A 21,825-nucleotide genomic window follows, 5' to 3' on the forward strand; every position below is an offset into this window, starting at 1 on the left:
GATTTGCCCTGATAACGAAGAGGTCGGAGGTTCAAGTCCTCCTGGGCCCACAGCAGGTCAAAGGCCGGTTCCCAAGTGCGGGAACCGGCCTTTGCTTCACTAACTGCCTGACTACGCCGCCGGATCTACCTCCGGTGATGCCCTCGGCCCCGCCCATACTCATCGTGGGGCAGCCGGTCTCCAGGGGGAGCAGCGGCGCCGGGCGGCCCCCGGCGGCCAGCATCTGCCGACGACGGCGCTGCAAGCGGGCGGCCGGTGTCCTCCAGCGCGCAGTACAGCACCGGCCCCGCTCGACCTCGATGGCGTTGAGGGCGGGGTCGCCGTTGGCGATGGCCGCGCCGAGGCCGAGGGACAGCCAGGACTTGCCGAGCTTGGGCGCCCCGGCCAGCAGGTTGAGTCCTTCGCGGAGCAGGCCGGGCACGGCCGACCGGGGTTCGGGGAAGTCGACGGCCATGTTCGGCGTCGGTCCACCGGGTCCGGCGGGGCGGGTGATCCGGCACGACGCTCAGAGCGCGGACACTGGTCATGGCGTATGCCTCCGTTCGGTTGGCGCGGGGAACCGGTGAGCTGTGCGAGGGTCGTGGGCATGGAATGGCCACGGTGGTTGGGCCAGCGGCCGGAGGCCCTGACGGCGGGCCAGATGCGGGCGATCCTTTTCAGCGCGCTCGTGATGACGGGGGCGGCGGTTGGGTTCGGCGTCTTCGCAGCATTGACTGCCGCTCCTGAGTGGCTTCCTTGGATGTGGTGCGTGCTGTTCGGGCTGGTGGCGGCCTACCAGTGGGTCCGGTACGTGCTGATCCGGCGCGAGCGGCGCTGAGCGGCTCCGGACGAGGGAGTGCGGAGGCGCGACGTGGGCGAATCGGACGAACGGGCTCAGCGTCGGCGGCTGCTTCTGTACCTGGGCGCGGCGGTGGTGGGCATGTACTTCGCTGGCGCGGGTGCTGGGTTCCTGTTTGACGACGCGAATCCCTGGGTTGACCCGGCAATCTCCTGCGCGGTGGTCGGCGGCGGTACGGGTGCGGTCCTGGCCTGGTTCTCGCGACGCGCGTAGTCCATGTGACATCAGTGGGGTGGTCCCTTCTCGCGCTCATCAGGCGACGCGGCGCGGCCGGTTGGCCCCGGCCCTAATGCCGGAGGTTATGGTCTAGTCGGCCTCGCGTGCGGTGAACTGCCGCGAGCCGAGGTGCCGCCCGCACGCTTGCGCAGCGCCGCCCGCACCTCGTCTTCGGGCAGGGCGCCCCGGGGACCAGCTGGCCGAGCGCGACGGCCGCGCCGTACAACGTGGCGTTGCGGTTGCTGCTGGCCTCGGCGACCCGGCGGCATTCCTCCCGCGACGCGGCCTCCAGGTACCGCGAGCGGCGGCCGGTGCTCGGCCCGATTGGGGTGACTGGCGTCGGGTGGCAGCGTCGGGTCGAGCCGTTCGGCCAGCGACGCGGGCAGCGCGGCCACCGCGCCGTCGCGCACGTAGCGGTAGGCGCCGGTTCGGGTGATCGAGCCGGGGGCGACGACGTAGCCGTCCCACGCGCGGGTGTCGACCGGTGTCGCCGCTGGTGTTGCGCAACTCCACGCCTTCGAGGGCGGTGTAGTACAGGTGCAGCCCACCGAAGGGGGTGGCCACGGTGAGGGAGGTCGGAGGTTCAAGTCCTGGGCCCACAGAACACACGAAGGCCGGTTCCCCGGCGCGGGACCGGCCTTCGTGCTACTCGGTGGTGATACGCCGTGTTCGCGATCCACGCGGTCTGACTTGCGGGAACGTGACAACGCAGCCCGCTGTGGGGGTCTGGCGATCATGTCCTCCACTGACGAGGAGATCGCCTACCTGCGGGCGCATCCGATGGGACACCTGGCCACCGTCGGCGCCGATGGTCAGCCGGACGTCGTCCCGGTGGCTGCGGAGTTCGATGGGACCGATTTCTGGGGGAGCAGCTGGAATCTCGCGGGCGAGCCCGTCGGCGAGGACTGGTACGAGCCACGGCGCACCGTGCACGCGCCAGGGCCCTGACGGGAACATGGGCGCCCTCGACTGGGACCACAACGCCTTCTACCAGCGGGTCCTGCTTGGCAAGCTGCCGCGGCGGTGCCGTCGCGTGCTGGACGTGGGCTGCGGCGCGGGAGCGTTCGCCGCGCGGCTGGCCGCGCGAGTGGAGCACGTCGACGCGATGGACATCTCGCCGGTGATGATCGAGCGCGCCGAGGAGCGCACCCCGGACAACGTCGCGTGCGTCCTGGGCGACGTGATGCGGTATCCGCTACCGGAGGCCCACTACGACGCGATCGTTTCGGTCACCGCGCTGCACCACCTGCCCCTGCACGACGCGCTGCAGCGGCTGTCTCGTGCGCTGCGGCCAGGCGGGGTGCTCGCAGCCGTGGCGTTGCCTCGTCCGGACCTGCCGCGCGAGCTGCCCGCCGAGCTGCTCGGGGCCGTCGGTCATCGCCTGCTCGGCGTCGGCTTCGGCGCGCTCAGGGCTGCCGGCCGGGGTGAGTGGTTCCGGCACGAGCCCACGCATGACGTGATGCCGGTGAACCTCGACCCGCCGCTGACCACCCGGCAGGTCCGGCGGATCGCCGAGGCCACGCTGCCTGGTAGCCACGTGCGGCGGCTGGTGTTCTGGCGCTACCTCCTGCACTGGCAACGGCCGGACAGCGCATAGATCAAGGGCTGTTCCACGTGGAACAGCCCTTGACAGCCAAGTCGTTTCTACTGCTGGCCGCGCTCGCGGGCCTCGGCCGCGGCGGCGTCGCGCTCCGCCTGCTTGGCCCTCTCCTCGTGCTCGGCGATGTCCTGCTGAGCGCGTGCCTTGTCCTGCTGGGCGCCACCCTCACGCTGCATCTGGTCGTTGCCGAAGAGCGCGCCGGCGCTCTCCTTCACGCGCCCCTTGATGTCCTCGACGGCGCCCTTGAGGCCTTCCTGCTGTTCGTCACGGTTGCCCATGGTGGTCCCTCCTTGTCGCCGTACGTGGCGTCACCGACCGCCTACCCGTGAGTCCGACCGCATAAACCCGGCCCCGGCCGGGTGCAGTAGCATCGCAGGCGCAGGGTCAGCAGGTTGTCGTCGAGGAGGGCCATCACCGTGAAGAAGCTGTTGGCACTCGCGGTTGTCGCGGGCGGCGTGTTTTTCGTGATCAAGCGCAACAAGGACGCCAAGGCAGAGGCGGACCTGTGGCGCGAAGCGACTGCGCCGACCGAGCGTCCGCTGAACGGAGTGTCGCCCAACGGCAGCGCCCCGGCCAAGGCGGGCTCGGACTCCGCGAGCAAGAACTGACTTGTCCCGTGGACCTCACCGGTCCACGGTCAGGGGCTGTAGCTCAATTGGTAGAGCGCCGCTTTTGCAAGGCGGAGGTCAGGGGTTCGATTCCCCTCAGCTCCACAGGGTTTGACCAGGCGTTTCGTTGGCAACATCGCTCAAGTCCTCAATGTGATGGGACCCACGAAACGCGGACGGGAAAGAAGCCGAGCGCATCCTCGGGAAGCTCGTCGCCCAGGTTGACGCGAGCGCCACGCTAGGACGAACGCGACCCTCAGCGTGGCGATCGACCAGTGGCTGAAGACACTCGAGGTCGAGGACAGCACGCGCGAGACCTACGCGATGTATGCCCCGGCTGGGTGCCCGAAACCGCCATCCCGCCCGGCGATGGCACACGCAGGGCAGCGGCAGAGAGTCGTGGACGGTTCACTGCCCCGTGTCTGCTGGTGCTTCCGCCCTGGCGAGCTTGGCTGCGGCGAGGTCGTGTGCGGCGCGTTCGGTGGAGATCCCGTAGCGGCGTGCGTTGGTGAAGATCGTGTCGAGGGTGTCGCGGATGTTGCGGGTGCGGGCACGAACGTTGTCGGCGCTCCAGCCCAGGACCTCGCGGCCGATGAGATGGATGGCGCCGCCGCAGTTGGCGACGAAGTCCGGTGCGTAAACGATTCCTCGCTCCTGGAGGATGTCCGCGATCTCAGGGTTGGTGAGGATGTTGTTGGCGGCGCCGGCGATCGCGGCGCAGGGTAGGCGGTGGGCGGTCGGTGTGTCTATGAGCCCGCCGGTGGCACAGGGTACGAGGATGTCGCATTCAGTGGTGGTGGCTTCGGTGGGGTTGATCGCCTTGGCGCCGAGACGGTCCGCGGTGGCGCACCGGTCTGGGTCGAGGTCGGTGACGAGCAACCGCGCGCCGGCGTCGGCCGCGAGTTCGGCGACTCGTAGGCCGACAGCGCCGAGGCCTTGGATGAGCAGGGTGCGGTCGGCGAGGGTGCCGAGACGGGCCTCGTGCGCGGTGGCCTGTACGGCTTCGAACACGCCTTGGGCGGTTTCTTCGGCGCTGGAACCGGATCCGCCGGCCTCGGTGGCGCGTCCGAAGGCATATCGGGTCTGTCGGCCGAGGATGTCCATGTCGGCCGAGGAGGTTCCGATGTCGGGGCCGGTCCAGTACTGGCCGCCGAGTCGTTCCAGGTTGTGGGCGTGGAGGGTTAGCAACCGCTGCCGGGTCGCTAGGTCCGGCCGTGGGGCTTCGGCAGGAAGTGCGATCACCGATTTCCCTCCGCCCATGGGTAGATCGGCGACAGCCATCTTGAGCGTCATCGCCGTGGCGAGGCGGGTAGCGTCGGCGACGGCGGCGGCAGCGGAGATGTAGCTCATGAGGCGCGTGCCGCCGGCGGCAGGGCCGCGGTGGGTGGAGTGGATCGCGATAGCGAACCAGACGCCGGTTTCCCTGTCGTGGCGGAGGTGACATGACTCTCCCTCCCACGTGGACAGTACGGACTCGATGTGCACGGAGCTCTCCTCGTGATTGTCGATGAGGGCGCAGGGTTCTCGGTTCAGCTGGGAAGGACGAGCACGGCCCAGGTGAGGACCGGCGACACCACAGTCATCACTGCGGCCCACACGACGAGCTTGCGGAACATGCCGGCCTGGTCTTCGGCACGCGCGTTGCCCATGACGAGCGCACCGAGCAGGTTGAGCGGGTTGGCGTCGACGAGGTAGGCGGAGGCGGTGATGGTGGTGACCGAGCCGAACAGAGACAGTGATGGGTCCGCACCAAGCACGGGGACCAACAAGGGGACGCCGGTGGCCATCGTTCCAGCGGACGAGGCGAAGATCGACACGATACCCGTCATCAGGGACAGCAGCAGGACACCGAGCTGGGGGCCGCCGATTCCGGTCAGCGCCGAGCTGATCGCGGTGAAGGCTCCGATCTCCTGCATCACGGCCACGTAGGTCAGCACCCCGGCGAGCATGAAGCAGGTTGGCCAGGCGACTTTGTTCACGTAGTTTCGGTCCTCACCGGACGCGAACGCCAGCATGAGGACGGCGCCGATGCTCAGGGCAAGTAGCCCGGGGTCGACGTCGAGTACGACGATGCCGACTGCGAGCGTCACCAGGCCACCGAGGGTGGCCCATCGGTAGGTGACGGCCTTCCCCGTGACTGCCGTCGCGCGGCCCGAGGCGTCGACGGGGGCGGGAGATGTCGCCGTGATGGTCTTGGTGTCGCGGCCGCCCTCCGGTTCGGAGGAACCACCGGGCGTCGGCCCGGCGATCCCTGCCGCTGCCACACCGTCCGTTCCGGCGACGTCTGCCCCGCGCGGCGTCCGCTGGCCCCGGATGCGCAAGCCACCGAAGAGCACGAAGACCACGACCGCGATCACGAGGTTCAGCACGAGGTGAGCCAGGAACAGCCCGAGTGGGCTGACCGCCAACCCGTGCGAGTGCAGGATCTTCGTGACGGTCACGCTGTAGAGCGCGATGGGTGAGAAGTATCCCGCCTGGACACCGCACAGGGTGACCATGGCCATCATGAATGGGTTTAGGCCGTAGCGGTATCCGCATCGCATAGCGATGGGAATCATCAGCGTGACGGTCGCGGCCGCGACCGGACCGACCGCGCTGATGCCGAACGCCACGAGGAACAGCAACACGGGCAGGAAAGCGGTGCGGCCCCGCAGCAGAGTGACCCCGCCGTCGAGCAACCAGTCGATGGTTCCGTTGACCTGCGCGATCCCGAACAGGTACGTCACACCGACGACCACCATGAACAGCTCCACCGGAAATCCGGCGAGCACATCGTCCACGTTGAGTCCGGCGCAGGTCCCCACGAGAAGCGCCCCGGGAAACGCGAGCGTGCCGATGTTGATGTTGCGCCAGGAGGCCAGGATAAAGATGATCGCGAGAACCAGCAGGGAAACCAGGACCGGGCTCATTGTCGACCTCGCGATCCGTCGTCGACCTGGGACGGTCGAAGATGGTGGAGCGGCGCGTGATCGACGTGAGTGCGCACTTCTTCGGGCTTACTCATGACCTTCACTTTCGTTACAGCTTCGAAACGCCGGGATCACAGGGTGAGTTCGAGCCCTTCATGGGCGAACACGACAGGGCCGTCGAAGATCTCCCGGGCGACCTTCACCGCGCGGGAGGCGGATTCGGGTTCGGCGACACTGGGCGTGGCGTGCACGAGTACGAGGCGTCCGACATTCGCCTCCGCCGCGATCCGTGCCGCGTCCTCGGGACCGCACATGTTGCCCACCATGCCCTCGGCGACACATTCGTCGATCTGCTCCTCACCGTCATGGTGGTCCCAGCAGCAGCACAGCAGCATGTCGGCGTCACGCGCGAGCTCGACGATCTCCGGACACGGCGCGGTGTCCCCGGTGATGGCCACGGTGCCAGCCGGGGTGGAGAAGCGATAAGCGAGGGAGTCCAGGTACGGCTGTACGTGCGCGGCCCGCGCCGTCGTCACCTGCCAGGTGCCCCCGTCGAGCAGCTCGTCCGGGACCAGGTCCCTGGCCTGCCAGACCGGCCACGGCCGCGGCAGCTCGCCCCCGCGCATCTGGAACACCCGCTGACTGGCCGGGTGCTCGATCCTGGCACGGATATCTCGCCGGAACACTCCTTCCTTGCCTATGAGTTCCTCGACGATCGCTGCGGTCGGTTGTGGCCCGCAAACCCGCAGAATCGGAGTCGCGGGCGTGGCCTGATCCCAGCGCACGAGCAGGAAGCACGGAAGGTCGACATTGTGGTCGAAATGGTGATGCGTCAGAAAAACTGTGGAAACGTCGGTGGCGGAGAGACCCGCCCGAGCGAGCTTATGAGTTGTTGCCGGCCCGCAATCCACCATGACCAGCTCATTTCCCATGTCGATCACGTAGCTGCTGCCGAACCGGTCCGGCGTGGGGGTCGGGGTCCCTGAGCCGAGAATGTGAACCTTTACCATCGGAACGTCGTCTCACCCAATTCGATTCGCGTGTACTTGTTCGTATCATTAGGGGTGAGGAACGCCCTTGCGTCCACGACAAAATGCCTACTACCTTCATAGGTGTGGGCTATGAGCTGGGTCAGGCTGGCGGAGACGCGCGCCGGTTGGCGTACTTCCTCGCCGTCGTCGACGCCGGGACCTTGACCCGCGCCGCGGAGCAGCTCCACATCGCCCAGCCCTCACTGTCGTTGGCCATCCGCGATCTGGAGCAGGACTTCGGGGCACCGTTGTTCAATCGAGTTGGCCGCCGCCTCGTCCTCAACGAGACCGGTTATGCGCTGGTGGACCACGCGCGGCAGGTCATCGGAGGGCTGGCCAGCGCCCGCGCCGCTGTGGCCGCCCGTACCGCGCTCGACACCGGAGAGGTGAGCATCGCCGCGCCAGCATCACTGGCGATCGAGCCTCTCGCGAACGCCGTGGCACGCTTCCGTCGGAAGTATCCTGGGGTCCGCGTGCGCATTCTGCGCCATCCGCCCGGCGCCGAGCACGATCTGGTGGCCAGGGGAAAGGCCGATCTCGGGCTGGCCATCGACGACCCGGAACACCACCGGTGCGAGGATGGCCTCGTCTGCCGGCCAATTGGGCTGCACGAGGTCGTGGCGGTCCTACCACCCGGCTCGAAGCCGGCCACGGCAGGCAAACTGACCCGGGCCGAACTGGTCAACGTGCCGCTCATCGTTGCGGAGCCGGGCAGCAGACTACGCGCCCTGACAGACCAACTCGGCACCGACGGCCTTCAGGTTCGGGTGGCCGCCGAGGTCGGTCATCGAGAGGCCATGATCCCGCTGATCCTCAGCGGGGTCGGCGCGGCTTTGCTGCCGTGGTCCTTGGGTCGTCTCGCCGGGCAACTCGGCGCGGTGGTCGTCGGCCTCGCGCCACCCGTGCTGAACACGATGCTGGTCGTTCACCGCATCGAATTCACTGCCGCCGCCTCCGCATTCCTCGACACTATGGGCGAACACGAAGACATCCGGACCAACACCGGCAGCGGCCGGGGACTCCAGCCATCGTTGAATTCCAGCAAGGCTTAGGGCCGTCGGCGAGGGCTGCAACCCCGCGGAGTGCGCCGCACGCGGCGAGTGCGGGGTAGCAACTGCTACTTCATGCGTCGGACGACGACCGACTGGCCGCTCAACCCTTGGTACGGACGAGCCTCACACCGCCGCGGCGACCCGGTGGACAGCTCCGAAGGGGAACCAGAGGCTGCCGCCTACCTGGTGCGGCTGCGCACCATCCGGTAAGCGCCGCGTTAAGGATGTCGCCGATCCCGCAAGGATCACCTAACAGACACGCGCTACCCCGCGACGGAGACGAAGAAGTCGATGTTCGCCCGGTGCGCCGGGGAGAGGTGTGCGGAGGGCTCTATCACTCGACATCGAGGCGCATCGAGACGTACGCCTCGAACCCGGCCCGCGCGGCGTGTTTCTGCGGGCGCCTGCGGTACTCGGTGAACCCGAGTTTCCGGTAGAGGCCGAGCGCAGGCGTGTTGTTGTCCTTGATCTCCTCCAACACGAAGGCGCGGAAGCCCGGCACCGCGATGAGATGTCGCAGGAGGACGGTCGCCACCCCGCGTCCCTGGTATTCGGGAGCGGTGGCGACGAAGCCGATCTCCGCCACATCGGCGGTCACGCCCTCGGACACGCCCATGAACTGGTTCCGCACCACGAAGTAGCAGACGGTTCCGCGCAGCAACCCGAGGTGCCTGCGAAACGGTGCCCACTTGGGTGCGAAGCACTGCTCCGTTCCGGAGGTGAGGGTCGCGACCGCCGCGGGGTTGCCGTCGACGCACGCCACGTGGAACCGGTCGAGCAGCAGCATGTGGGCGAACGCGTCGGCGAGCGCGCCGGGATCCTTGGAGAAGAAGGAGAAGTCCTCGGCGAACCCGTGGACGAGAACCTCCGTGATCCGCCGCCGCATCGGCTCCCCGAGCTCGTCACCCCGGCTCACCGTGATCACCGCGGTCCTCCGTTCAGCAGGTGCAGCACCGTCGCTGGATCCGGCACGGCGGCGGCGCCGATCGCCATGCGCATCGTCACGGCACCGGACAGCAAAGAGAGCAGCACCACGGCGACAGCCTTGGCGTCTCCTGTCGTGCAGTGCCCGTCCTGTTGCGCCCGCGAGATCGCGGCCTCCAGCGACCGCCGGAAGGCGAGATGGCTGGCGAGCAGCCGCTCGCGTGCGCCTGCCGGTTCGTCGCTGAGGAAAGCCTGGTTGACGACCGTCGAGAACTCGGCCGCGCCGCCGTCGGCAGCGATCCCGCCGAGGTAGCGCTCCACGAACCGGCCAAGGGACGCATGACCGTCAGCCGTGGCGAGCTCGCCCGCAACCTCGTCCAGACCCGCAGCAGCGCGGTCGAGCACGTCGGCGAACAACTCGTCCTTCGTGGCGTAGTGCCGGTAGATGAGTCCGACGCTGATTCCTGCCTCACGGGCGATGTCACGCATGCTCGCGGCGGCGTAACCGCGGCGGGCGAACACCCGCACCGCGTGGGTGAGCACGGCCTCCCGGCTCGCGCTGCGCAGCGCCTCGTTCTGCTGGTCCGACCTCGGCACAGAGCCTCTCCCTTTTGAATGAACCTATGTTCACTCTACACGAGACGGTCCTGTACGCTGACGCGCAGGCCGTGGGAGGAGGCTCCTTCCGCGAGGCGAAAGGTGATCCGGGCGGCACGGCCGTGCACCGGAACTTGCCGGGCGGTGCCACTGGCCTGCGGTTCCCTGGTCGGATGCGGCCTCGCTCGGCACCGCCGCCGGTCCAACCTTCGTGGTCTCGACTGACCCGCTCGTGCTGCGGTTCGGGTCGGTCAGGCGGCGAAGCCCAACACCAGCGAACCGATCACCGGTGCCACGTAGACCAGCGGGAACGGGATGTGCGAGAACCAGCGCGCCCTGGCTACCGTGATCACCGCGCCGGTGAAGTACAGCACCAGGCCGATGCCTGCGGCGACGCCGATCGCGGGCACGAACAGCCCGATCACCAGACCGAGCGCGCCCGCGGCCTTGGCTGTGCCGAGCCACGGCCACCACGAGCGCGGGACCCGGTACTCGGTCAGCGGCTCCACCACCCACTTGGCGTGGAAGAAGACGGAACCGGCCGAGAAGGCCGCCAGTGCTGCTGCGACGACGGTGACGACGATGTGTGCGGTGAACATCCGGACTCTCCCAACGGGTCGTGGTGCCTTGTCACCGTCTCGACCCGCCGGAGTTCTCGGATGTGACCGGTCAGGGTTTTGCCGCAGGGCGCCCGAGAGTTCGGCGGGCACCGGGCCGCGCCGCGTTGAGCCAGGTCAGGCCCGTTCGACCCGGTCCCGCTGGTAGCCGGCGTGGGTGCCTCGCGGACACGTCGCGAACTTGTTTCACCCTGCGAGCCGAGCGAACGGGTGACCGCGCTGGCGACCTGCCGGTTTCGGGCCTAGCGTCGCGGCCATCGACGGCAGGAGGGGCGCCATGGCCACGACGGACACGTACCGGGCGTTCGGGATCACCTTCGCGGGCGAGCTGGCTGAGGAGGTCCGCCGGATCTCGAGGCGGTGGTGGCTGATCGCTTTGCTGGGCCTCGCCACCGTGGTGCTGGCGATCCTGCTGCTCGCCAACCTCGCCACGGCCGTCGGCGTGCTGACCGTGCTGGTGGCGATCGCACTGCTCGTCGAGGGCGTCGACGACCTCGTGATGGCGGGCAGGCACCGCGTGCGTTGGCCCTCCTACGTGATCGGTGCACTGTGGATCATCGTCGGCATCGTCGCGCTCGTGTGGCCCGGCATAACGCTGCTGGCGCTCGCCGTCGTGGTCGGCGTCGGCTTCGTGGTGGCGGGCGTCGGGCAGATCGGCGCGGCACTCACGTGGCGGCGGGGGCTGCCGATGTGGGGGCTATGGCTCACGCTCGGCATCCTCACGCTCCTCATCGGCGTGATCGCGCTCGTCTGGCCGGGCCTGACGATCCTCACGCTCGCGATCTGGCTCGGCATCGGCCTGCTGCTGCGTGGCCTCGGCACTCTGTGGTTCAGCCTGCAGCTGCGCAAGGCGGCCGTTTCACGCTGAGCGCTCGGCACCGATCCTCGGGAACGGGTGGATCGAGAACAGCACCTCCACCGGCACCTCGAAGTACTCCGCCATGCGCAGCGCGAGGTACAGGCTCGGGCTGTACTCGCCGCGCTCGAGGTAGCCCACCGTCTGGTAGTGCACCCCGAGCGCCTCGGCGAGCTGCCGCCTGCTGACCCCGCGTTCCGCGCGGAGCACCGCGATGCGGTTGTAGATGGTCTCGCTCATCACGCGATCCTCTGCAATGCCTTCTCCCTGCGTGCCGCCACGCTCGAACCGGACTCCCTGCGTGCCATCCGGCGCAACACCATGGGTGCCACAACCAATCCGATCACAGCCCACACCCCGAGCACACCGGCGGTCTCCCAGTGCCGCCACGACTCGCTGATCTCCACGGCCTGCATGCCGTCCGGCAGTAGCGCGGAGCGCATGCCGAGGCCGAGCCAGTAGATGGGGAACACCTGCGCGATCCACTGCAGCCACTCGGGGAACCCGGTGATGGGGTAGAAGATCCCCGAAATCGCCACCAGGCCCATGATGGGCAACATCACCGCGCCGAGGTTGCGGGCATTGGGGAACAGCGAGCCGACGATCGCGCCGAGCGGCATGGTCGCGACGAGCCCGAGCACCAGCACCCACAGCAGGGTCAGCCATGCGCCGACGTCGCCGAGGTCGAGGCCGGCGAACAGGAAAACGCCGGGGACAAGCACGATGGCGACGTTGATGAGCGCCGTTCCCGAGATCATCACGATCTTGCCGACGAGATAGCCGAGCATGCCGCCGGGCACGGCTTTCGCCCGCAGGAGCGTCCCGTCCTCGCGTTCGATGGTGAGGATCTGGGCGAGGTTGACCAGGCTGCTGAACGCGACGCTGACGCCGAGCACGCTCGGCAGCGTCATCGTGCCGCGCGAGAACTCCGTGCCGGGAATCGTCGAGCCGCGCATCAGCGTCATGACGACGAGCAGCGCGACCGCGGGGAACAGGTATCCCCACAGGTCCTGGAAGTTGGTGAACGTCTGGCGCAGTTCGATCCGCCCGCGCCTGATCCCCGCCCTGATCGCGGCCGCTGTCGGGTTCATCGGTTCCTCTTCTCGAAAGACCGGGCGGCGGCCTCCTGGTCGCCTGCTTCGAAGTCCCGCACGAGTGCCAGGTAGGTGTCCTCGAGCGACGCCCTGCGCACCTCGAGGTCGGCGATCTCCTGGCCGTACTGGGCGAAAAGCTGTCGGACGAAGCCGGTCGCGTCGCTCGTGGAGTGCACGAACAGGTCGCCGTCGCGGCTCCACCGCACCTCGGCCTCGGTGGCCATCCGCCGGGAGAGCGCGTCGGCCGAGCCGTCGGCGATGATCGTTCCGCCCGCGAGCACGAGGATGCGGTCGGCGAGCTTCTCCGCCTCGTCCAGGTCGTGTGTGGTCAGCAGGATCGTGGTGTCGTCCAAATCGGACAGCCGGTGGACAAGGTCGTGGAACTCCCTGCGGGCGTGGGGATCGAAGCCGGCCGTCGGCTCGTCGAGGAAAAGCAGCTCCGGCCTGCCCACGATGCCGATCGCGACGTCGAGCCTGCGGCGCTGCCCGCCGGAGAGCTGGCTCGCCTTCTTGTGCGCATGCTCGGTGAGACCCACCGCGGCGACGAGCTGGTCGACGTTCCAAGGCTTGCCGTATGGCTCGTAGTAGGTGCCGAGGTGCTGCAGGAGTTCCCGCACGCGCCACTTGCTGTGGTCGCGCCACGACTGCAGCACCACGCCGATCCGTGCGCGCCAGGCCTCGTCGCCTGCCGCCGGGTCGGTGCCGAGGACGCTGACCTCACCGGCCGAACGCATGCGGAAGCCTTCGAGTATCTCGATGGTCGTGGTCTTGCCCGCGCCGTTGGGCCCGAGCAGCGCGAGCACCTCGCCCCGGTTGGCGTGGAAGGTGACCCCGCGCAGCACGTCCACCGTGCCGTAGCGCATGCGCAGGTCACGGACGTCGAGCGCGCGTTCGGCTCCGGGTTCGGTGTGCGGTGTGGGCACACTCAGCTCGCCCACGGACATATTGGTACCCCCAATGATCCAAGTCTTCTGTTGTTCGATAGCAGACATACTACATATGAACGCACTCCTGTGGCAGGGGATTCACGTGCGGTCTGGTCTGGTTCACTGTCCGACCTATGCGAAGACTGCTTTTGCTCGGCGCCGTGGCCGCGGCTCTGACCGGCTGCTCCGGCACGGGTTCCGGCGACGGGGGACAGTCGTCGGAGCCGGTGCCGTCCCCGGCGCCCACCTCGGCTCAGTTGCCCCCGGAGCCCGAGCCGGTGGCCGACGGGCCATGCCCGTACCTGGACACCGACGAGGTCGCGCAGACCAACGGGCAGCAGGTGGACCAGGTTCGCGTCTCGGCGGAGCAGCCGCACCCCTCGTGCTTCTTCTACCGCCCGGACGGCGAGATCCAACTCACGGTCCGTGTCTATTCCGGTGACCCGAAAATGGCGGTCGGTCTGGTCGACAAGGCCGCTCCGGTCGACACCTCGAACCCGGCTTCGCAGCCACCTGGCTGGGAGGGCGGGTACGAGGCGGCTGAGGAAGGCGCCGTCTACGCGGTGGCGAAGGGTGGCGATGCCGTCATCGTGACGACGAACCAGCAACAGAGCGTGAAAGCTCGGGAGATCGCCACGCAGGCGATTTCCGGACTCGGGTTCTGAGAGTGATCGTCGGATACCACTGCGTGCAGGCGAAGTTGATCTTGTACTAGTCTTGCGCGCACGCGCAGGCACCCAGGGACCGGCGCCTCTTCCGGTGTACCCCCGAAAGGACCATCGGAGGGTGCGGACGGCCCCCTGCGAAACTCCAAAATCGTTGATCTCGAAGTGACGAAGGATAGGAATCCGTGGCTAGCACTCTCAAGGAAGCCCTGCTCGACTCCAGCCGTCGGCCGACCGTCGTGACCGAACTGCAGACCCTGATCGACGAGGAGGTGTCGGAGAAGGGCGGTGTTTCCGGCGCTGTCGTGAAGACCGGCTACGCGGCCGTCAAGAAGATCAAGCCGGGCATCATCGGCTCCGCCGTGGACAGCCTGCTCGACGACTTCGTCGTGGCCCTCGAGCCGTTCTATGCCGACTTCCAGTCCAAGGGTGGCGGCGACTTCGGCGCCTACCTGCCGACGCGGTCGAGCGAGGCCGCCGACGCGCTGCTGTCGGTCACCGACGCGCGTGCCGAGAAGAGCAGCCGCGACAGCATCAAGAAGGTCTACGGCAAGCTCCGCCCCAAGGGCAAGGAGAACGTCGAGGAGGCCCTGCCGCGCCTCGGCCAGCTGATCAACAAGCACGCTTCCTGACGCGAGCGCGTACGAACGAGGCCCCCTCCGCGCGGAGGGGGCCTCGTCGTGTTCGTACCCAGTTGGTCAGGACTTCTTCTGCTGCTGCGCGCTGGACGACGCCTGGCCGTTGCGCTGCGCGGCGGTCTTGGCGCCGGAGGGCGACTCCGACTTCGCGGCCGACGGCTTGGCCGGGCCGGGCTTCTCCTCCGTCGCGTTGGCGGACGGGGCCGGCTTCGGCGCGTCGGTGCTGCGCGGCGGCGCGGGCGCGACCGGCGGCTCCGGCTTCGAGCGCAGCGCGTAGGCCACGGCCGCCCCCACCGCGGCGAAGCCGATCAGCCACGGCAGCTTCCTGCGCTTCTTCTTCTCGCCGCTGGCGGCGACCTTCGCCTCCGCCATGGCTGCCTTGAAGTCCTTCTTCGCGTTCTTGAAGTCCTTCTTGGCCTTCCGCTTGGACTGGCCTGCCGACTTCGCGGCCTGGATCGCGGCCTTCTTGGCCTTGCGACCCGGCGCGCGCAGCTCCTCGCGGCGCTCGGCCGCGATCTTGCGAGCCTGCTTGGCGCTCTTCGCCACGTCCTTGCGGGTCCGCTTGGCCTGGGCGGCCAGCTTCTTGCGGGTGCGGCGAGAGGTCTTCGCGAACTCCTTGCGCGCTGCCTCGGTGCCCTCGGTCAGCCTGTGCTCGGCCACCTGTGCGGCGTGCGCCGCCGCCTCTGCGCTGACCTTGCCCACGTCGAGAGCCCGTTTTCTCAGGTTGCGCGAGCCGTTCTTGACGGACTCACCCGCCGTTTCCGCGGTTCGAGCCATCGCCTTCACCTCGTCAATCGTTGGTTTTCCGGTGTTGCGCTTGTTACCCATCCTGCCCCTTTCCGGCCGATCTCGCCGCAGATGGCACGATGAATCGCGTGACTGCGAGCAACCAAGCCCCGGCGGGAGCCAACATGAAGGCCACTCTGCACACGAACCGAGGCGACATCGTGATCAGCCTCTTCCCTGATCAAGCGCCCAAGACCGTCGCCAACTTCGTCGGCCTCGCGGACGGCACCAAGGAGTACACGCAGCCCAACGCCAAGGGCGAGAAGTCGGGCCCGTTCTACGACGGCGCGATCTTCCACCGCGTGATCGACGGCTTCATGATCCAGGGTGGTGACCCGACGGGCACCGGTCGTGGCGGCCCCGGCTACAAGTTCGGCGACGAGTTCCACCCGGAGCTGCAGTTCAGCAAGCCGTACCTGCTGGCCATGGCCAACGCGGGACCGGGAACCAACGGCTCCCAGTTCTTCATCACGGTCGCGCCGACACCGCACCTGAACTTCAAGCACACGATCTTCGGTGAGGTCGCCGACCAGCCCTCGCGCGACGTCGTGGACACGATCGCGCGCACCGCGACGGGCCCGGCCGACAAGCCGCTGGAGGACGTCGTCATCGAGCGTGTCTCCGTCGAGCAGGGCTGACGGCCGCACGCTGACGGGGTGGGAAAACGGGTAGGTTGGACAGCACTGTGAGCCAACCTCCGTACCCGCCCCAGTACGGGCAGCCGTCCCAGCAGGAGGCGCTGCCCGGATGCTGGTGGCATCCCAACCGGCAGACCGGTCTGCGCTGTGTCAGGTGCAACCGGCCTGCCTGCCCGGACTGCCTGCGTGAGGCGTCCGTCGGCTACCAGTGCGTCGACTGTGTGCAGGCAGGGCAGCAGCAACAGCGCGCCAAGGCCACGCAGTACCGCAGGGCAGGCTACGGCGCCCGCACCGTCGCGGGCGCCCGCGTGTCCCAGCGGGCCGTGGTGACGCCGCTGCTCATCGCGATCAACGTGCTCGTCTACGTGGTCACGGTGGTGCAGGCCGGCGGCGATCCGATGAACAACAACGACGCGCCGCTGTTCGCCGACGGGGTGCTGTGGCCCATCGGCATCGTCGCGGGAGACGAGTGGTGGCGCCTGCTCACCAGCGGGTTCCTGCACTACGGGCTGCTCCACATCGCGATGAACATGCTCGCGCTGTGGGTGCTCGGCCGGGACCTGGAGGTCCTGCTCGGCAAGGTGCGTTTCCTCGCCGTGTACTTCGTGTCGATGCTCGGCGGCGCGGCGGCGGTGTTCGCCTTCGGCGAGACCAACACGGGCACGGCGGGCGCCTCGGGCGCCATCTACGGGCTGATGGGCGCGATCCTGATCGCCGTGCTGCGGCTGCGGCTCAATCCCACGTCGGCCATCGGCATCATCGTGCTGAACATCGTGCTGAGCGTGTCGATCCCCGGGATCTCGCTGCTCGGCCATGTCGGCGGGCTCGTGGTCGGCGCGCTGGCGATGATCGCGATGGTCTACGCGCCGGAGAAGCAGCGAACGGCCTACCAGCTGGGCACGATCGTGGTGCTCACGGCTGCGCTGATCGGTCTGCTGGTGTACCGCGACTCACAGCTCTCCTCGGAGCTGTGCGCGCTGTACCGCGTCTGCTAGGTCAAGCGGGCCGGAGGGCCAGCAGCTCGTCGTGCACGTCGCGCGGGTCGGCGCCCAGCTCCAGCCAGCCGAGCACCACCAGTTCATCGCTCTCCAGCTCCAGCACCGCCACGTCGCGCCCTAGCCTGCGGGTGGTGGCGAGCCGAAGCTCCACCTCGTTCCAGTCGAGCCGCCTCGTGCCGCCGAGGGTGCGCACGCGAAGGCCCCACGCGTCGGCGGCGAGCCGGGGGCGCACGAACGTTCCGTGTGCCGCGCCGACGGCCAGTGCGGCCGTGCCGACGCCGAGCAGCACGGCGCCCGGCCGGTCGCCGGTGAGCGCGAAAACGGCGGTGGCCCCGCCCGCGAGGACGGCCAGCAGCCAGCCGACCGCTACCAGACCCGTGCTCGGCGCCCATCTAGGGGTGGAGTTATCCACAGGGGTTATCCACACTGGGGATTAGTCACACTGTTGTAATTCGCTGTCAAGCGGCCGTTCGGCTGAGCCGTACCAGCCGTCAGCGCCAGCGCATCGTCATCAGCAGACCGCTGATCATGAGCGCGAAGCCGATGGCGAAGTTCCAGTTGCCCAGCTCGAGCATGAACGGCAGCTTGTCGCCCGCGAGGTAGTTGACCACGAGCCAGGCGAGACCGAGGAGCATCAAGCCGAACATCACGATCTTGTAGATCAGCGGCGAAGGACCGGCTGCGCGCACCTTCACCGGCGTGCGGCGATCGGCAGGCGGGGTATACGCCGTCTTCTTGCGGACCTTGGACTTGGGCATGGGAGTCCTCGCGTGGCTGTCGGGCAAATCCGCGGCAGAACGCAACTGCCGCCACCTGAACACGTTAACGTAATCGAGCAGGCGCTAGAACCGGGGAGCGAGCGCCGGACCAGCAGATCGTGATGAGGAGCTCGCTTGTCGAGGTACGAGGAGCCGGAGACGCGGGAGATCCCGATCCCGGACTTCAGCCGCCGCCCCGCCGGTCCACCGAGGCGGCCGCGACAGCAACAACCGCCCCAGCGCCCGCCGCGGCGCCCGGACTCGAACCACCGCCAGCCACCGCCCACACGGCCGCCAGCGCCGCCCGCGAAGTCGGAGGGCGGCGGCTCGGCAGGCCGCACCATCGTGCGCACGTTCGGCGAGGTCCTGATCACGCTCGGCGTGGTGGTGCTGCTGTTCGTCGTCTACGAGCTGTACGTGACCAACTGGATGTCCGGCAAGCTCCAGGACCAGGCCAGCGCCGATCTCGACGCCGAGTGGGCGAACGAGCGGGAGCTGCACGCCGAGCCGCTCGACGGCAAGGCGTTCGCCCGCATCTACATCCCGTCGTTCGGAGCCGACTGGAACTTCACCGTCCAGCAGGGCGTGGACTCCGAGACGCTGGAGATCGGGCCAGGGCACTACAAGACTACGGCGATGCCGGGCGAGCCGGGCAACATGGGCGTCGCCGGGCACCGGGTGGGCAAGGGCGCGCCCTTCAACGACCTCGACCTGCTGAACTCGTGCGACGCGATCGTGATCGAGACGGCCGACAGCTTCTACGTCTACCGCGTGCTGCCGATGGCCGACGAGGCCGCGGGCTGGGCCGAGGGCAAGGGCCGTGACCCGAAGTGCGCGAACGTCGCCCCGTTGCGCGACCGGGACGGCGCCTACGCCGAGACGGTGGGCCGCGTGATCGTCACTCCTGACCGAGGCGATGCCGTGGCGCCCGTGCCGTACCAGCCCGCCGATGTGCTGCCCAAGGCGTCGCAGGCGGCCCTGCTCACGCTCACCACGTGTCATCCGCGGTTCTCCGACCGGGAGCGCATGATCATCCACTCGGTGCTGACCAACCAGCTCAAGAAGCAGCCAGGGGCGGGCTACGACGATCTGCTCGCCGAGATCGGGGAGGCCTGATGTACGGCTGGATCTGGCGACACCTGCCCGGCCCGCTGGCCGTGCGCGTCCTGACCGCCGCCGTGCTCGTGCTCGGCGTCGTGGCGCTGCTGATGTTCGTGGTGTTCCCGTGGGCCGAGCCGATGCTGCCGTTCAACGACGTCGCCGTGGAACCCGAATGACCCGTGACCGATACGCTGGCCGTATGCGCGTACTGGTCGTCGACAACTACGACAGCTTCGTCTACAACCTGGTGCAGTACCTGGCGCAGCTCGGCGCCGACTGCACGGTGTGGCGTAACGACGTCGTCGACCTCGACGCGATCGGCGACTTCGACGCCGTGCTGGTCTCGCCGGGGCCCGGCACGCCGGAACGGGCGGGACAGAGCATCGACGTGGTGCGGCGCTGCGCCGACGAGCGCGTGCCGATGCTCGGGGTGTGCCTCGGTCACCAGGCCATCGGCGTCGCGTGGGGCGCGACCGTCGACAGGGCCCACGAGCTGCTGCACGGCAAGACCAGCCAGGTGGAGCACTCCGGCACGGGCGTCCTCGCCGGACTGCCGAACCCGTTCACGGCCACCCGTTACCACTCGCTCACCGTGCTGCCCGAGACGATCCCCGACTCCTTCGAGGTCACCGGCCGCACGGCGTCCGGCGTGGTCATGGGCATGCGACACCGCGAGCTTCCCATCGAGGGCGTGCAGTTCCACCCCGAGTCGGTGCTCACCGAGGGCGGGCACCGAATGCTCGCCAACTGGCTGGCCTCCGCGGGCCACCCGGTGCCGGACCACGTGGTCGACCAGCTCGAACGGGCCACCCGCGCCCTGCAGAAGGCCGCCGGCGCCTGACACCGCCGGCGCCGACGGCCCAGCGCAGCGGCTCGCGCCGGTGCTGCCCTTAACCCCGCTCATGACAACGGCGGTCACACTCGTGCTGAGTGCGACCGCCGTGTCGGTCAGGGTCCGCTTGGCCTAGGGAAAGCCGGGGATCCCGGGTTCGGTCTCGGTCTCCGAGGTCTCCGTCGAGCCCTCGTCGTCCTCACCGATGATCAGCGTGATGGGCTGGCTCTTCGTGATCGTCGAGCCCGCGGACGGGTTGGTGTTGACCACCTTGCCCACGTCGCTGTTGTCGTCGACCGGCTCGGTCTGCGTGGAGATGTCGCCGCTCCAGCCCGCCCGCTGCAGCTCGCGGATGGCCTGGTCCTCGGTCATGCCGGACAGGTCGGGCATCTGGATCTGCTGTCCCGAACCGTTGGAGACGTCCAGCGTGATCGTGGTGCCGGGGGCGAACTCGCCACCGTTGGGCGTCTGGTTGACCACGATGCCGGCCTCCGAGGCGGAGTCGACGTCGTTGCGGACCACCTGGAAGCCCGCGCCCTCGAGCCCGGCCTTCGCCGTGTCGAACGGCTCACCGGTGTAGTTGGGCACAGCGATGGTCTCGGGGGCCTTGCCGATCGAGATGCGGACCGAGGAGCCCTTCTCGACCTGGTCGCCCGGGCCGGGGGTCTGGTCCACCACCTTACCGATCATCGACTCGTCGTCGACCTCGATCTCCACCACGTTCTGGTCGAGCGTCAGCCCGACCCGCTGCAGCTCGGCCTCGGCGCCGCTGCGGTCCCGGCCCGACAGGTCGGGCACCTCCACCTGCTCCGGCGCGACGCCGACGCTCAGCACGATCTGGGTGGTGGGCGCGATGCGCTCGCTGGCGGCCGGGTTGGTGCTGATCACCTTGCCGATGTCGTCGGGCCCGCAGTTCGGCTCCTGGCCGGAGCCGTCGCGGCAGACGACGTTCTCCTGGCGGAAGTTGCTGAAGCCCTCGTCGCGCAACTGAGCCGTCGCCCGGTCGTAGGTCTGCCCCACGACATTGGGCACGGCGCGCAGCTCGGGGTCGCTCTTGAAGGCGCCCATGATCCACGCGATGAACAGGGCCGCCGCGGCGAGCAACACCACCAGTCCCGCGATGAGCCACCGCTTCTTGCGCTTGCGGCGGGCCTCCTCCTCGGCGTCGTAGGCGTCGGGGTCGTAGTCGTCGTAGGCGTCCGGCTGCTGGCGGGTCGCGTTGAGCACCTGGGTGCGCTCGTCGTCGGACATCACCATCGGCGCCGACGGACGCTGGCCGGACAGCGTCCGGACCAGGTCGGAGCGCATCTCGGCGGCGGACTGGTACCGGTTGGCTGCACCCTTCGACAGCGCCTTGAGCACCACGGCGTCCAGCTCGGGCGACACCGCCGGGTTGACCGCGGACGGCGGCTTCGGGTCCTCCCTGACGTGCTGGTAGGCCACCGCGACCGGGGAGTCACCCGTGAACGGCGGCTCGCCCGTGACCAGCTCGTAGAGCACGCAGCCCGCCGCGTAGACGTCACTGCGCGCGTCCACCTGCTCGCCACGCGCCTGTTCGGGGGAGAGGTACTGGGCGGTTCCGATCACGGCCGCGGTCTGGGTCATGGCGGCCTGGCCGTCGTGCACGGCGCGGGCGATACCGAAGTCCATCACCTTGACGGCGCCGTTGCGGGTGATCATCACGTTCGCCGGCTTGACGTCGCGGTGGATGATGCCGTGCCGGTGGGAGAAGTCCAGCGCGGCGCAGACGTCTGCCATGACCTCCATGGCCCGCTTCTGCGACATCGGACCCTCGGTCTTGACGATGTCGCGAAGCGTCCTGCCCTCGACGTACTCCATCACGATGTAGGGCAACGGGCCGTACTCGGTGTCGGCCTCGCCCGTGTCGTAGACGGCGACGATCGCGGGATGGTTCAGAGCGGCCGCGTTCTGCGCCTCGCGCCGGAACCGTTCCTGGAACTGGGGATCACGCGCCAGATCGGCACGCAGGATCTTCACGGCCACCTCGCGGCCGAGCCGCACGTCGTGGCCGTGATGGACCTCGGACATGCCACCGTAGCCGAGCGTGTCGCCCAGCTCATAGCGGTTCGAGAGCAGTCGGGGTGCGCTCATTGCTCGGTGCCGTTCCATTCCGTCAGTGC

At 68.6% G+C, this 21,825-nt stretch carries 30 protein-coding genes and 1 tRNA gene; 15 read left to right on the top strand and 16 right to left on the bottom strand.

Annotated features, from left to right (window positions below):
* Nucleotides 1-31 precede the first annotated feature (31 nt).
* Nucleotides 32-454 carry an AAA family ATPase gene (locus DI005_RS00545; RefSeq protein WP_113640946.1) on the bottom strand — a complete coding sequence of 141 codons (423 nt, stop codon included), beginning with the start codon at nt 452-454 and terminating at the stop codon, nt 32-34.
* Nucleotides 455-586: 132 nt separating this feature from the next.
* Here DI005_RS00545 and DI005_RS00550 point away from each other — a divergent pair, with 132 nt between their 5' ends.
* Nucleotides 587-817, top strand: coding sequence for a hypothetical protein (locus DI005_RS00550; protein WP_147263810.1), 231 nt, complete (start codon nt 587-589; stop codon nt 815-817).
* A gap of 33 nt (nt 818-850) precedes the next feature.
* A complete protein-coding gene (locus tag DI005_RS00555; protein WP_147263811.1) occupies nt 851-1,051 on the top strand; it encodes a hypothetical protein in 201 nt (66 codons plus the stop codon).
* Between the two features lie 86 nt (nt 1,052-1,137).
* Here DI005_RS00555 and DI005_RS00560 read toward each other — a convergent pair whose 3' ends face one another.
* Entirely contained in the window at nt 1,138-1,791 is a 654-nt protein-coding gene (locus DI005_RS00560; protein ID WP_113640949.1) for a bifunctional DNA primase/polymerase, read from the bottom strand.
* Here DI005_RS00560 and DI005_RS00565 point away from each other — a divergent pair.
* Nucleotides 1,790-2,002 (top strand): pyridoxamine 5'-phosphate oxidase family protein, encoded by a 213-nt coding sequence (locus tag DI005_RS00565; RefSeq protein ID WP_113640950.1) that lies wholly within the window; start codon nt 1,790-1,792, stop codon nt 2,000-2,002. The genes DI005_RS00560 and DI005_RS00565 overlap by 2 nt on opposite strands.
* A gap of 7 nt (nt 2,003-2,009) precedes the next feature.
* The gene (locus DI005_RS00570; RefSeq protein ID WP_113640951.1) at nt 2,010-2,651 is read left to right on the top strand and encodes a class I SAM-dependent methyltransferase; all 642 of its coding nucleotides are present in this window, start codon (nt 2,010-2,012) and stop codon (nt 2,649-2,651) included.
* A gap of 47 nt (nt 2,652-2,698) precedes the next feature.
* On the opposite strand, the gene DI005_RS00575 is transcribed toward DI005_RS00570, so the two are convergent.
* Nucleotides 2,699-2,932, bottom strand: coding sequence for a CsbD family protein (locus DI005_RS00575; RefSeq protein WP_113640952.1), 234 nt, complete (start codon nt 2,930-2,932; stop codon nt 2,699-2,701).
* A 138-nt stretch (nt 2,933-3,070) separates the two neighbouring features.
* On the opposite strand from DI005_RS00575, the gene DI005_RS00580 reads away from it, so the two are divergent.
* Both DI005_RS00580 and DI005_RS00585 read left to right on the top strand, forming a co-directional pair.
* Nucleotides 3,071-3,262: a DLW-39 family protein gene (locus DI005_RS00580; RefSeq protein ID WP_110334286.1), complete on the top strand. Its 192-nt coding sequence runs from the start codon at nt 3,071-3,073 to the stop codon at nt 3,260-3,262.
* 32 nt (nt 3,263-3,294) lie between these two features.
* Nucleotides 3,295-3,367, top strand: a tRNA-Ala gene (locus DI005_RS00585).
* 303 nt (nt 3,368-3,670) lie between these two features.
* Here the strand turns inward: DI005_RS00585 and DI005_RS00590 are convergent.
* The 3 genes from DI005_RS00590 to DI005_RS00600 all read right to left on the bottom strand — a co-directional run bounded on the left by DI005_RS00590 (nt 3,671) and on the right by DI005_RS00600 (nt 7,181).
* Nucleotides 3,671-4,747: a Glu/Leu/Phe/Val dehydrogenase dimerization domain-containing protein gene (locus DI005_RS00590; RefSeq protein WP_113640953.1), complete on the bottom strand. Its 1,077-nt coding sequence runs from the start codon at nt 4,745-4,747 to the stop codon at nt 3,671-3,673.
* A 44-nt stretch (nt 4,748-4,791) separates the two neighbouring features.
* Entirely contained in the window at nt 4,792-6,171 is a 1,380-nt protein-coding gene (locus DI005_RS00595) for an SLC13 family permease (protein ID WP_113640954.1), read from the bottom strand.
* 131 nt (nt 6,172-6,302) lie between these two features.
* The gene (locus DI005_RS00600; protein ID WP_113640955.1) at nt 6,303-7,181 is read right to left on the bottom strand and encodes an MBL fold metallo-hydrolase; all 879 of its coding nucleotides are present in this window, start codon (nt 7,179-7,181) and stop codon (nt 6,303-6,305) included.
* A 104-nt stretch (nt 7,182-7,285) separates the two neighbouring features.
* Here DI005_RS00600 and DI005_RS00605 point away from each other — a divergent pair, with 104 nt between their 5' ends.
* Complete coding sequence (locus tag DI005_RS00605; protein WP_158559769.1) at nt 7,286-8,254, top strand: LysR family transcriptional regulator; 969 nt, start codon at nt 7,286-7,288, stop codon at nt 8,252-8,254.
* A gap of 334 nt (nt 8,255-8,588) precedes the next feature.
* Here the strand turns inward: DI005_RS00605 and DI005_RS00610 are convergent, their stop codons facing one another.
* From DI005_RS00610 to DI005_RS00620, 3 genes are all read right to left on the bottom strand, one after another.
* Nucleotides 8,589-9,179 (bottom strand): N-acetyltransferase, encoded by a 591-nt coding sequence (locus DI005_RS00610; protein WP_233519929.1) that lies wholly within the window; start codon nt 9,177-9,179, stop codon nt 8,589-8,591.
* Nucleotides 9,176-9,775, bottom strand: a complete 600-nt coding sequence (locus DI005_RS00615; RefSeq protein ID WP_112265900.1) for a TetR/AcrR family transcriptional regulator — start codon at nt 9,773-9,775, stop codon at nt 9,176-9,178. Before DI005_RS00615 ends, DI005_RS00610 begins: the two co-directional genes overlap by 4 nt.
* Nucleotides 9,776-10,026: 251 nt before the next feature.
* A complete protein-coding gene (locus DI005_RS00620; protein WP_112265902.1) occupies nt 10,027-10,374 on the bottom strand; it encodes a DoxX family protein in 348 nt (115 codons plus the stop codon).
* 295 nt (nt 10,375-10,669) lie between these two features.
* On the opposite strand from DI005_RS00620, the gene DI005_RS00625 reads away from it, so the two are divergent.
* Nucleotides 10,670-11,260 (top strand): DUF308 domain-containing protein, encoded by a 591-nt coding sequence (locus tag DI005_RS00625; protein WP_112265904.1) that lies wholly within the window; start codon nt 10,670-10,672, stop codon nt 11,258-11,260.
* Here DI005_RS00625 and DI005_RS00630 read toward each other — a convergent pair.
* Genes DI005_RS00630 through DI005_RS00640 form a run of 3 tightly spaced genes read right to left on the bottom strand, consistent with a single transcriptional unit; the run spans nt 11,252 to nt 13,205 of the window.
* Nucleotides 11,252-11,488: a helix-turn-helix transcriptional regulator gene (locus DI005_RS00630; RefSeq protein WP_110334291.1), complete on the bottom strand. Its 237-nt coding sequence runs from the start codon at nt 11,486-11,488 to the stop codon at nt 11,252-11,254. The two genes, DI005_RS00625 and DI005_RS00630, sit on opposite strands and share 9 nt — an antisense overlap.
* A complete protein-coding gene (locus DI005_RS00635; RefSeq protein WP_112265906.1) occupies nt 11,488-12,339 on the bottom strand; it encodes an ABC transporter permease in 852 nt (283 codons plus the stop codon). The genes DI005_RS00630 and DI005_RS00635 overlap by 1 nt, the downstream gene beginning before the upstream one ends.
* Nucleotides 12,336-13,205, bottom strand: a complete 870-nt coding sequence (locus DI005_RS00640) for an ABC transporter ATP-binding protein (RefSeq protein ID WP_137092932.1) — start codon at nt 13,203-13,205, stop codon at nt 12,336-12,338. The genes DI005_RS00635 and DI005_RS00640 overlap by 4 nt, the downstream gene beginning before the upstream one ends.
* Nucleotides 13,206-13,402: 197 nt before the next feature.
* On the opposite strand from DI005_RS00640, the gene DI005_RS00645 reads away from it, so the two are divergent.
* Entirely contained in the window at nt 13,403-13,933 is a 531-nt protein-coding gene (locus DI005_RS00645) for a DUF2020 domain-containing protein (RefSeq protein WP_113640958.1), read from the top strand.
* Nucleotides 13,934-14,118: 185 nt separating this feature from the next.
* Nucleotides 14,119-14,565, top strand: coding sequence for a hypothetical protein (locus DI005_RS00650; RefSeq protein WP_112265912.1), 447 nt, complete (start codon nt 14,119-14,121; stop codon nt 14,563-14,565).
* 66 nt (nt 14,566-14,631) lie between these two features.
* On the opposite strand, the gene DI005_RS00655 is transcribed toward DI005_RS00650, so the two are convergent.
* Entirely contained in the window at nt 14,632-15,348 is a 717-nt protein-coding gene (locus DI005_RS00655; protein ID WP_112266743.1) for a hypothetical protein, read from the bottom strand.
* Between the two features lie 89 nt (nt 15,349-15,437).
* Here DI005_RS00655 and DI005_RS00660 point away from each other — a divergent pair, with 89 nt between their 5' ends.
* A complete protein-coding gene (locus DI005_RS00660; RefSeq protein ID WP_113640959.1) occupies nt 15,438-15,995 on the top strand; it encodes a peptidylprolyl isomerase in 558 nt (185 codons plus the stop codon).
* 47 nt (nt 15,996-16,042) lie between these two features.
* Entirely contained in the window at nt 16,043-16,990 is a 948-nt protein-coding gene (locus tag DI005_RS00665) for a rhomboid family intramembrane serine protease (RefSeq protein ID WP_113640960.1), read from the top strand.
* Between the two features lies 1 nt (nt 16,991).
* Here the strand turns inward: DI005_RS00665 and DI005_RS00670 are convergent, their stop codons facing one another.
* Both DI005_RS00670 and crgA read right to left on the bottom strand, forming a co-directional pair.
* On the bottom strand, nt 16,992-17,405 hold the full coding sequence (locus DI005_RS00670) for a PH domain-containing protein (RefSeq protein ID WP_113640961.1): 414 nt from the start codon (nt 17,403-17,405) through the stop codon (nt 16,992-16,994).
* A 79-nt stretch (nt 17,406-17,484) separates the two neighbouring features.
* Nucleotides 17,485-17,751, bottom strand: coding sequence for a cell division protein CrgA (crgA, locus tag DI005_RS00675; protein WP_112265920.1), 267 nt, complete (start codon nt 17,749-17,751; stop codon nt 17,485-17,487).
* A gap of 135 nt (nt 17,752-17,886) precedes the next feature.
* On the opposite strand from crgA, the gene DI005_RS00680 reads away from it, so the two are divergent.
* Genes DI005_RS00680 through DI005_RS00685 form a run of 3 tightly spaced genes read left to right on the top strand, consistent with a single transcriptional unit; the run spans nt 17,887 to nt 19,693 of the window.
* Nucleotides 17,887-18,867 carry a class E sortase gene (locus tag DI005_RS00680; protein WP_112265922.1) on the top strand — a complete coding sequence of 327 codons (981 nt, stop codon included), beginning with the start codon at nt 17,887-17,889 and terminating at the stop codon, nt 18,865-18,867.
* Complete coding sequence (locus DI005_RS38445; protein WP_170200493.1) at nt 18,867-19,028, top strand: hypothetical protein; 162 nt, start codon at nt 18,867-18,869, stop codon at nt 19,026-19,028. Before DI005_RS00680 ends, DI005_RS38445 begins: the two co-directional genes overlap by 1 nt.
* A 23-nt stretch (nt 19,029-19,051) precedes the next feature.
* Nucleotides 19,052-19,693 carry an aminodeoxychorismate/anthranilate synthase component II gene (locus DI005_RS00685; RefSeq protein ID WP_113640962.1) on the top strand — a complete coding sequence of 214 codons (642 nt, stop codon included), beginning with the start codon at nt 19,052-19,054 and terminating at the stop codon, nt 19,691-19,693.
* Nucleotides 19,694-19,816: 123 nt separating this feature from the next.
* Here the strand turns inward: DI005_RS00685 and pknB are convergent, their stop codons facing one another.
* On the bottom strand, nt 19,817-21,796 hold the full coding sequence (pknB, locus tag DI005_RS00690) for a Stk1 family PASTA domain-containing Ser/Thr kinase (protein WP_113640963.1): 1,980 nt from the start codon (nt 21,794-21,796) through the stop codon (nt 19,817-19,819).
* Nucleotides 21,797-21,825 lie beyond the last annotated feature (29 nt).

Source organism: Prauserella sp. PE36 (assembly GCF_003311655.1).
GTDB lineage: Bacteria > Actinomycetota > Actinomycetes > Mycobacteriales > Pseudonocardiaceae > Prauserella_A > Prauserella_A endophytica.

Excerpts from the sequence above, each read along its gene's own strand:
- DI005_RS00560 (WP_113640949.1), bottom strand. The coding sequence starts at position 1,791 with ATGATCGCCAGACCCCCACAGCGGGCTGCGTTGTCACGTTCCCGCAAG.
- pknB (WP_113640963.1), bottom strand. The coding sequence starts at position 21,796 with ATGAGCGCACCCCGACTGCTCTCGAACCGCTATGAGCTGGGCGACACG.
- DI005_RS00625 (WP_112265904.1), top strand. The coding sequence starts at position 10,670 with ATGGCCACGACGGACACGTACCGGGCGTTCGGGATCACCTTCGCGGGC.
- DI005_RS00565 (WP_113640950.1), top strand. The coding sequence starts at position 1,790 with ATGTCCTCCACTGACGAGGAGATCGCCTACCTGCGGGCGCATCCGATG.
- DI005_RS00645 (WP_113640958.1), top strand. The coding sequence starts at position 13,403 with ATGCGAAGACTGCTTTTGCTCGGCGCCGTGGCCGCGGCTCTGACCGGC.
- DI005_RS00660 (WP_113640959.1), top strand. The coding sequence starts at position 15,438 with ATGAATCGCGTGACTGCGAGCAACCAAGCCCCGGCGGGAGCCAACATG.
- DI005_RS00600 (WP_113640955.1), bottom strand. The coding sequence starts at position 7,181 with ATGGTAAAGGTTCACATTCTCGGCTCAGGGACCCCGACCCCCACGCCG.
- DI005_RS00595 (WP_113640954.1), bottom strand. The coding sequence starts at position 6,171 with ATGAGCCCGGTCCTGGTTTCCCTGCTGGTTCTCGCGATCATCTTTATC.
- DI005_RS38445 (WP_170200493.1), top strand. The coding sequence starts at position 18,867 with ATGTACGGCTGGATCTGGCGACACCTGCCCGGCCCGCTGGCCGTGCGC.
- DI005_RS00635 (WP_112265906.1), bottom strand. The coding sequence starts at position 12,339 with ATGAACCCGACAGCGGCCGCGATCAGGGCGGGGATCAGGCGCGGGCGG.
- DI005_RS00575 (WP_113640952.1), bottom strand. The coding sequence starts at position 2,932 with ATGGGCAACCGTGACGAACAGCAGGAAGGCCTCAAGGGCGCCGTCGAG.
- DI005_RS00685 (WP_113640962.1), top strand. The coding sequence starts at position 19,052 with ATGCGCGTACTGGTCGTCGACAACTACGACAGCTTCGTCTACAACCTG.
- DI005_RS00630 (WP_110334291.1), bottom strand. The coding sequence starts at position 11,488 with ATGAGCGAGACCATCTACAACCGCATCGCGGTGCTCCGCGCGGAACGC.
- DI005_RS00570 (WP_113640951.1), top strand. The coding sequence starts at position 2,010 with ATGGGCGCCCTCGACTGGGACCACAACGCCTTCTACCAGCGGGTCCTG.
- DI005_RS00655 (WP_112266743.1), bottom strand. The coding sequence starts at position 15,348 with ATGGCTCGAACCGCGGAAACGGCGGGTGAGTCCGTCAAGAACGGCTCG.
- DI005_RS00640 (WP_137092932.1), bottom strand. The coding sequence starts at position 13,205 with ATGCGCTACGGCACGGTGGACGTGCTGCGCGGGGTCACCTTCCACGCC.
- DI005_RS00545 (WP_113640946.1), bottom strand. The coding sequence starts at position 454 with ATGGCCGTCGACTTCCCCGAACCCCGGTCGGCCGTGCCCGGCCTGCTC.
- DI005_RS00550 (WP_147263810.1), top strand. The coding sequence starts at position 587 with ATGGAATGGCCACGGTGGTTGGGCCAGCGGCCGGAGGCCCTGACGGCG.
- crgA (WP_112265920.1), bottom strand. The coding sequence starts at position 17,751 with ATGCCCAAGTCCAAGGTCCGCAAGAAGACGGCGTATACCCCGCCTGCC.
- DI005_RS00620 (WP_112265902.1), bottom strand. The coding sequence starts at position 10,374 with ATGTTCACCGCACACATCGTCGTCACCGTCGTCGCAGCAGCACTGGCG.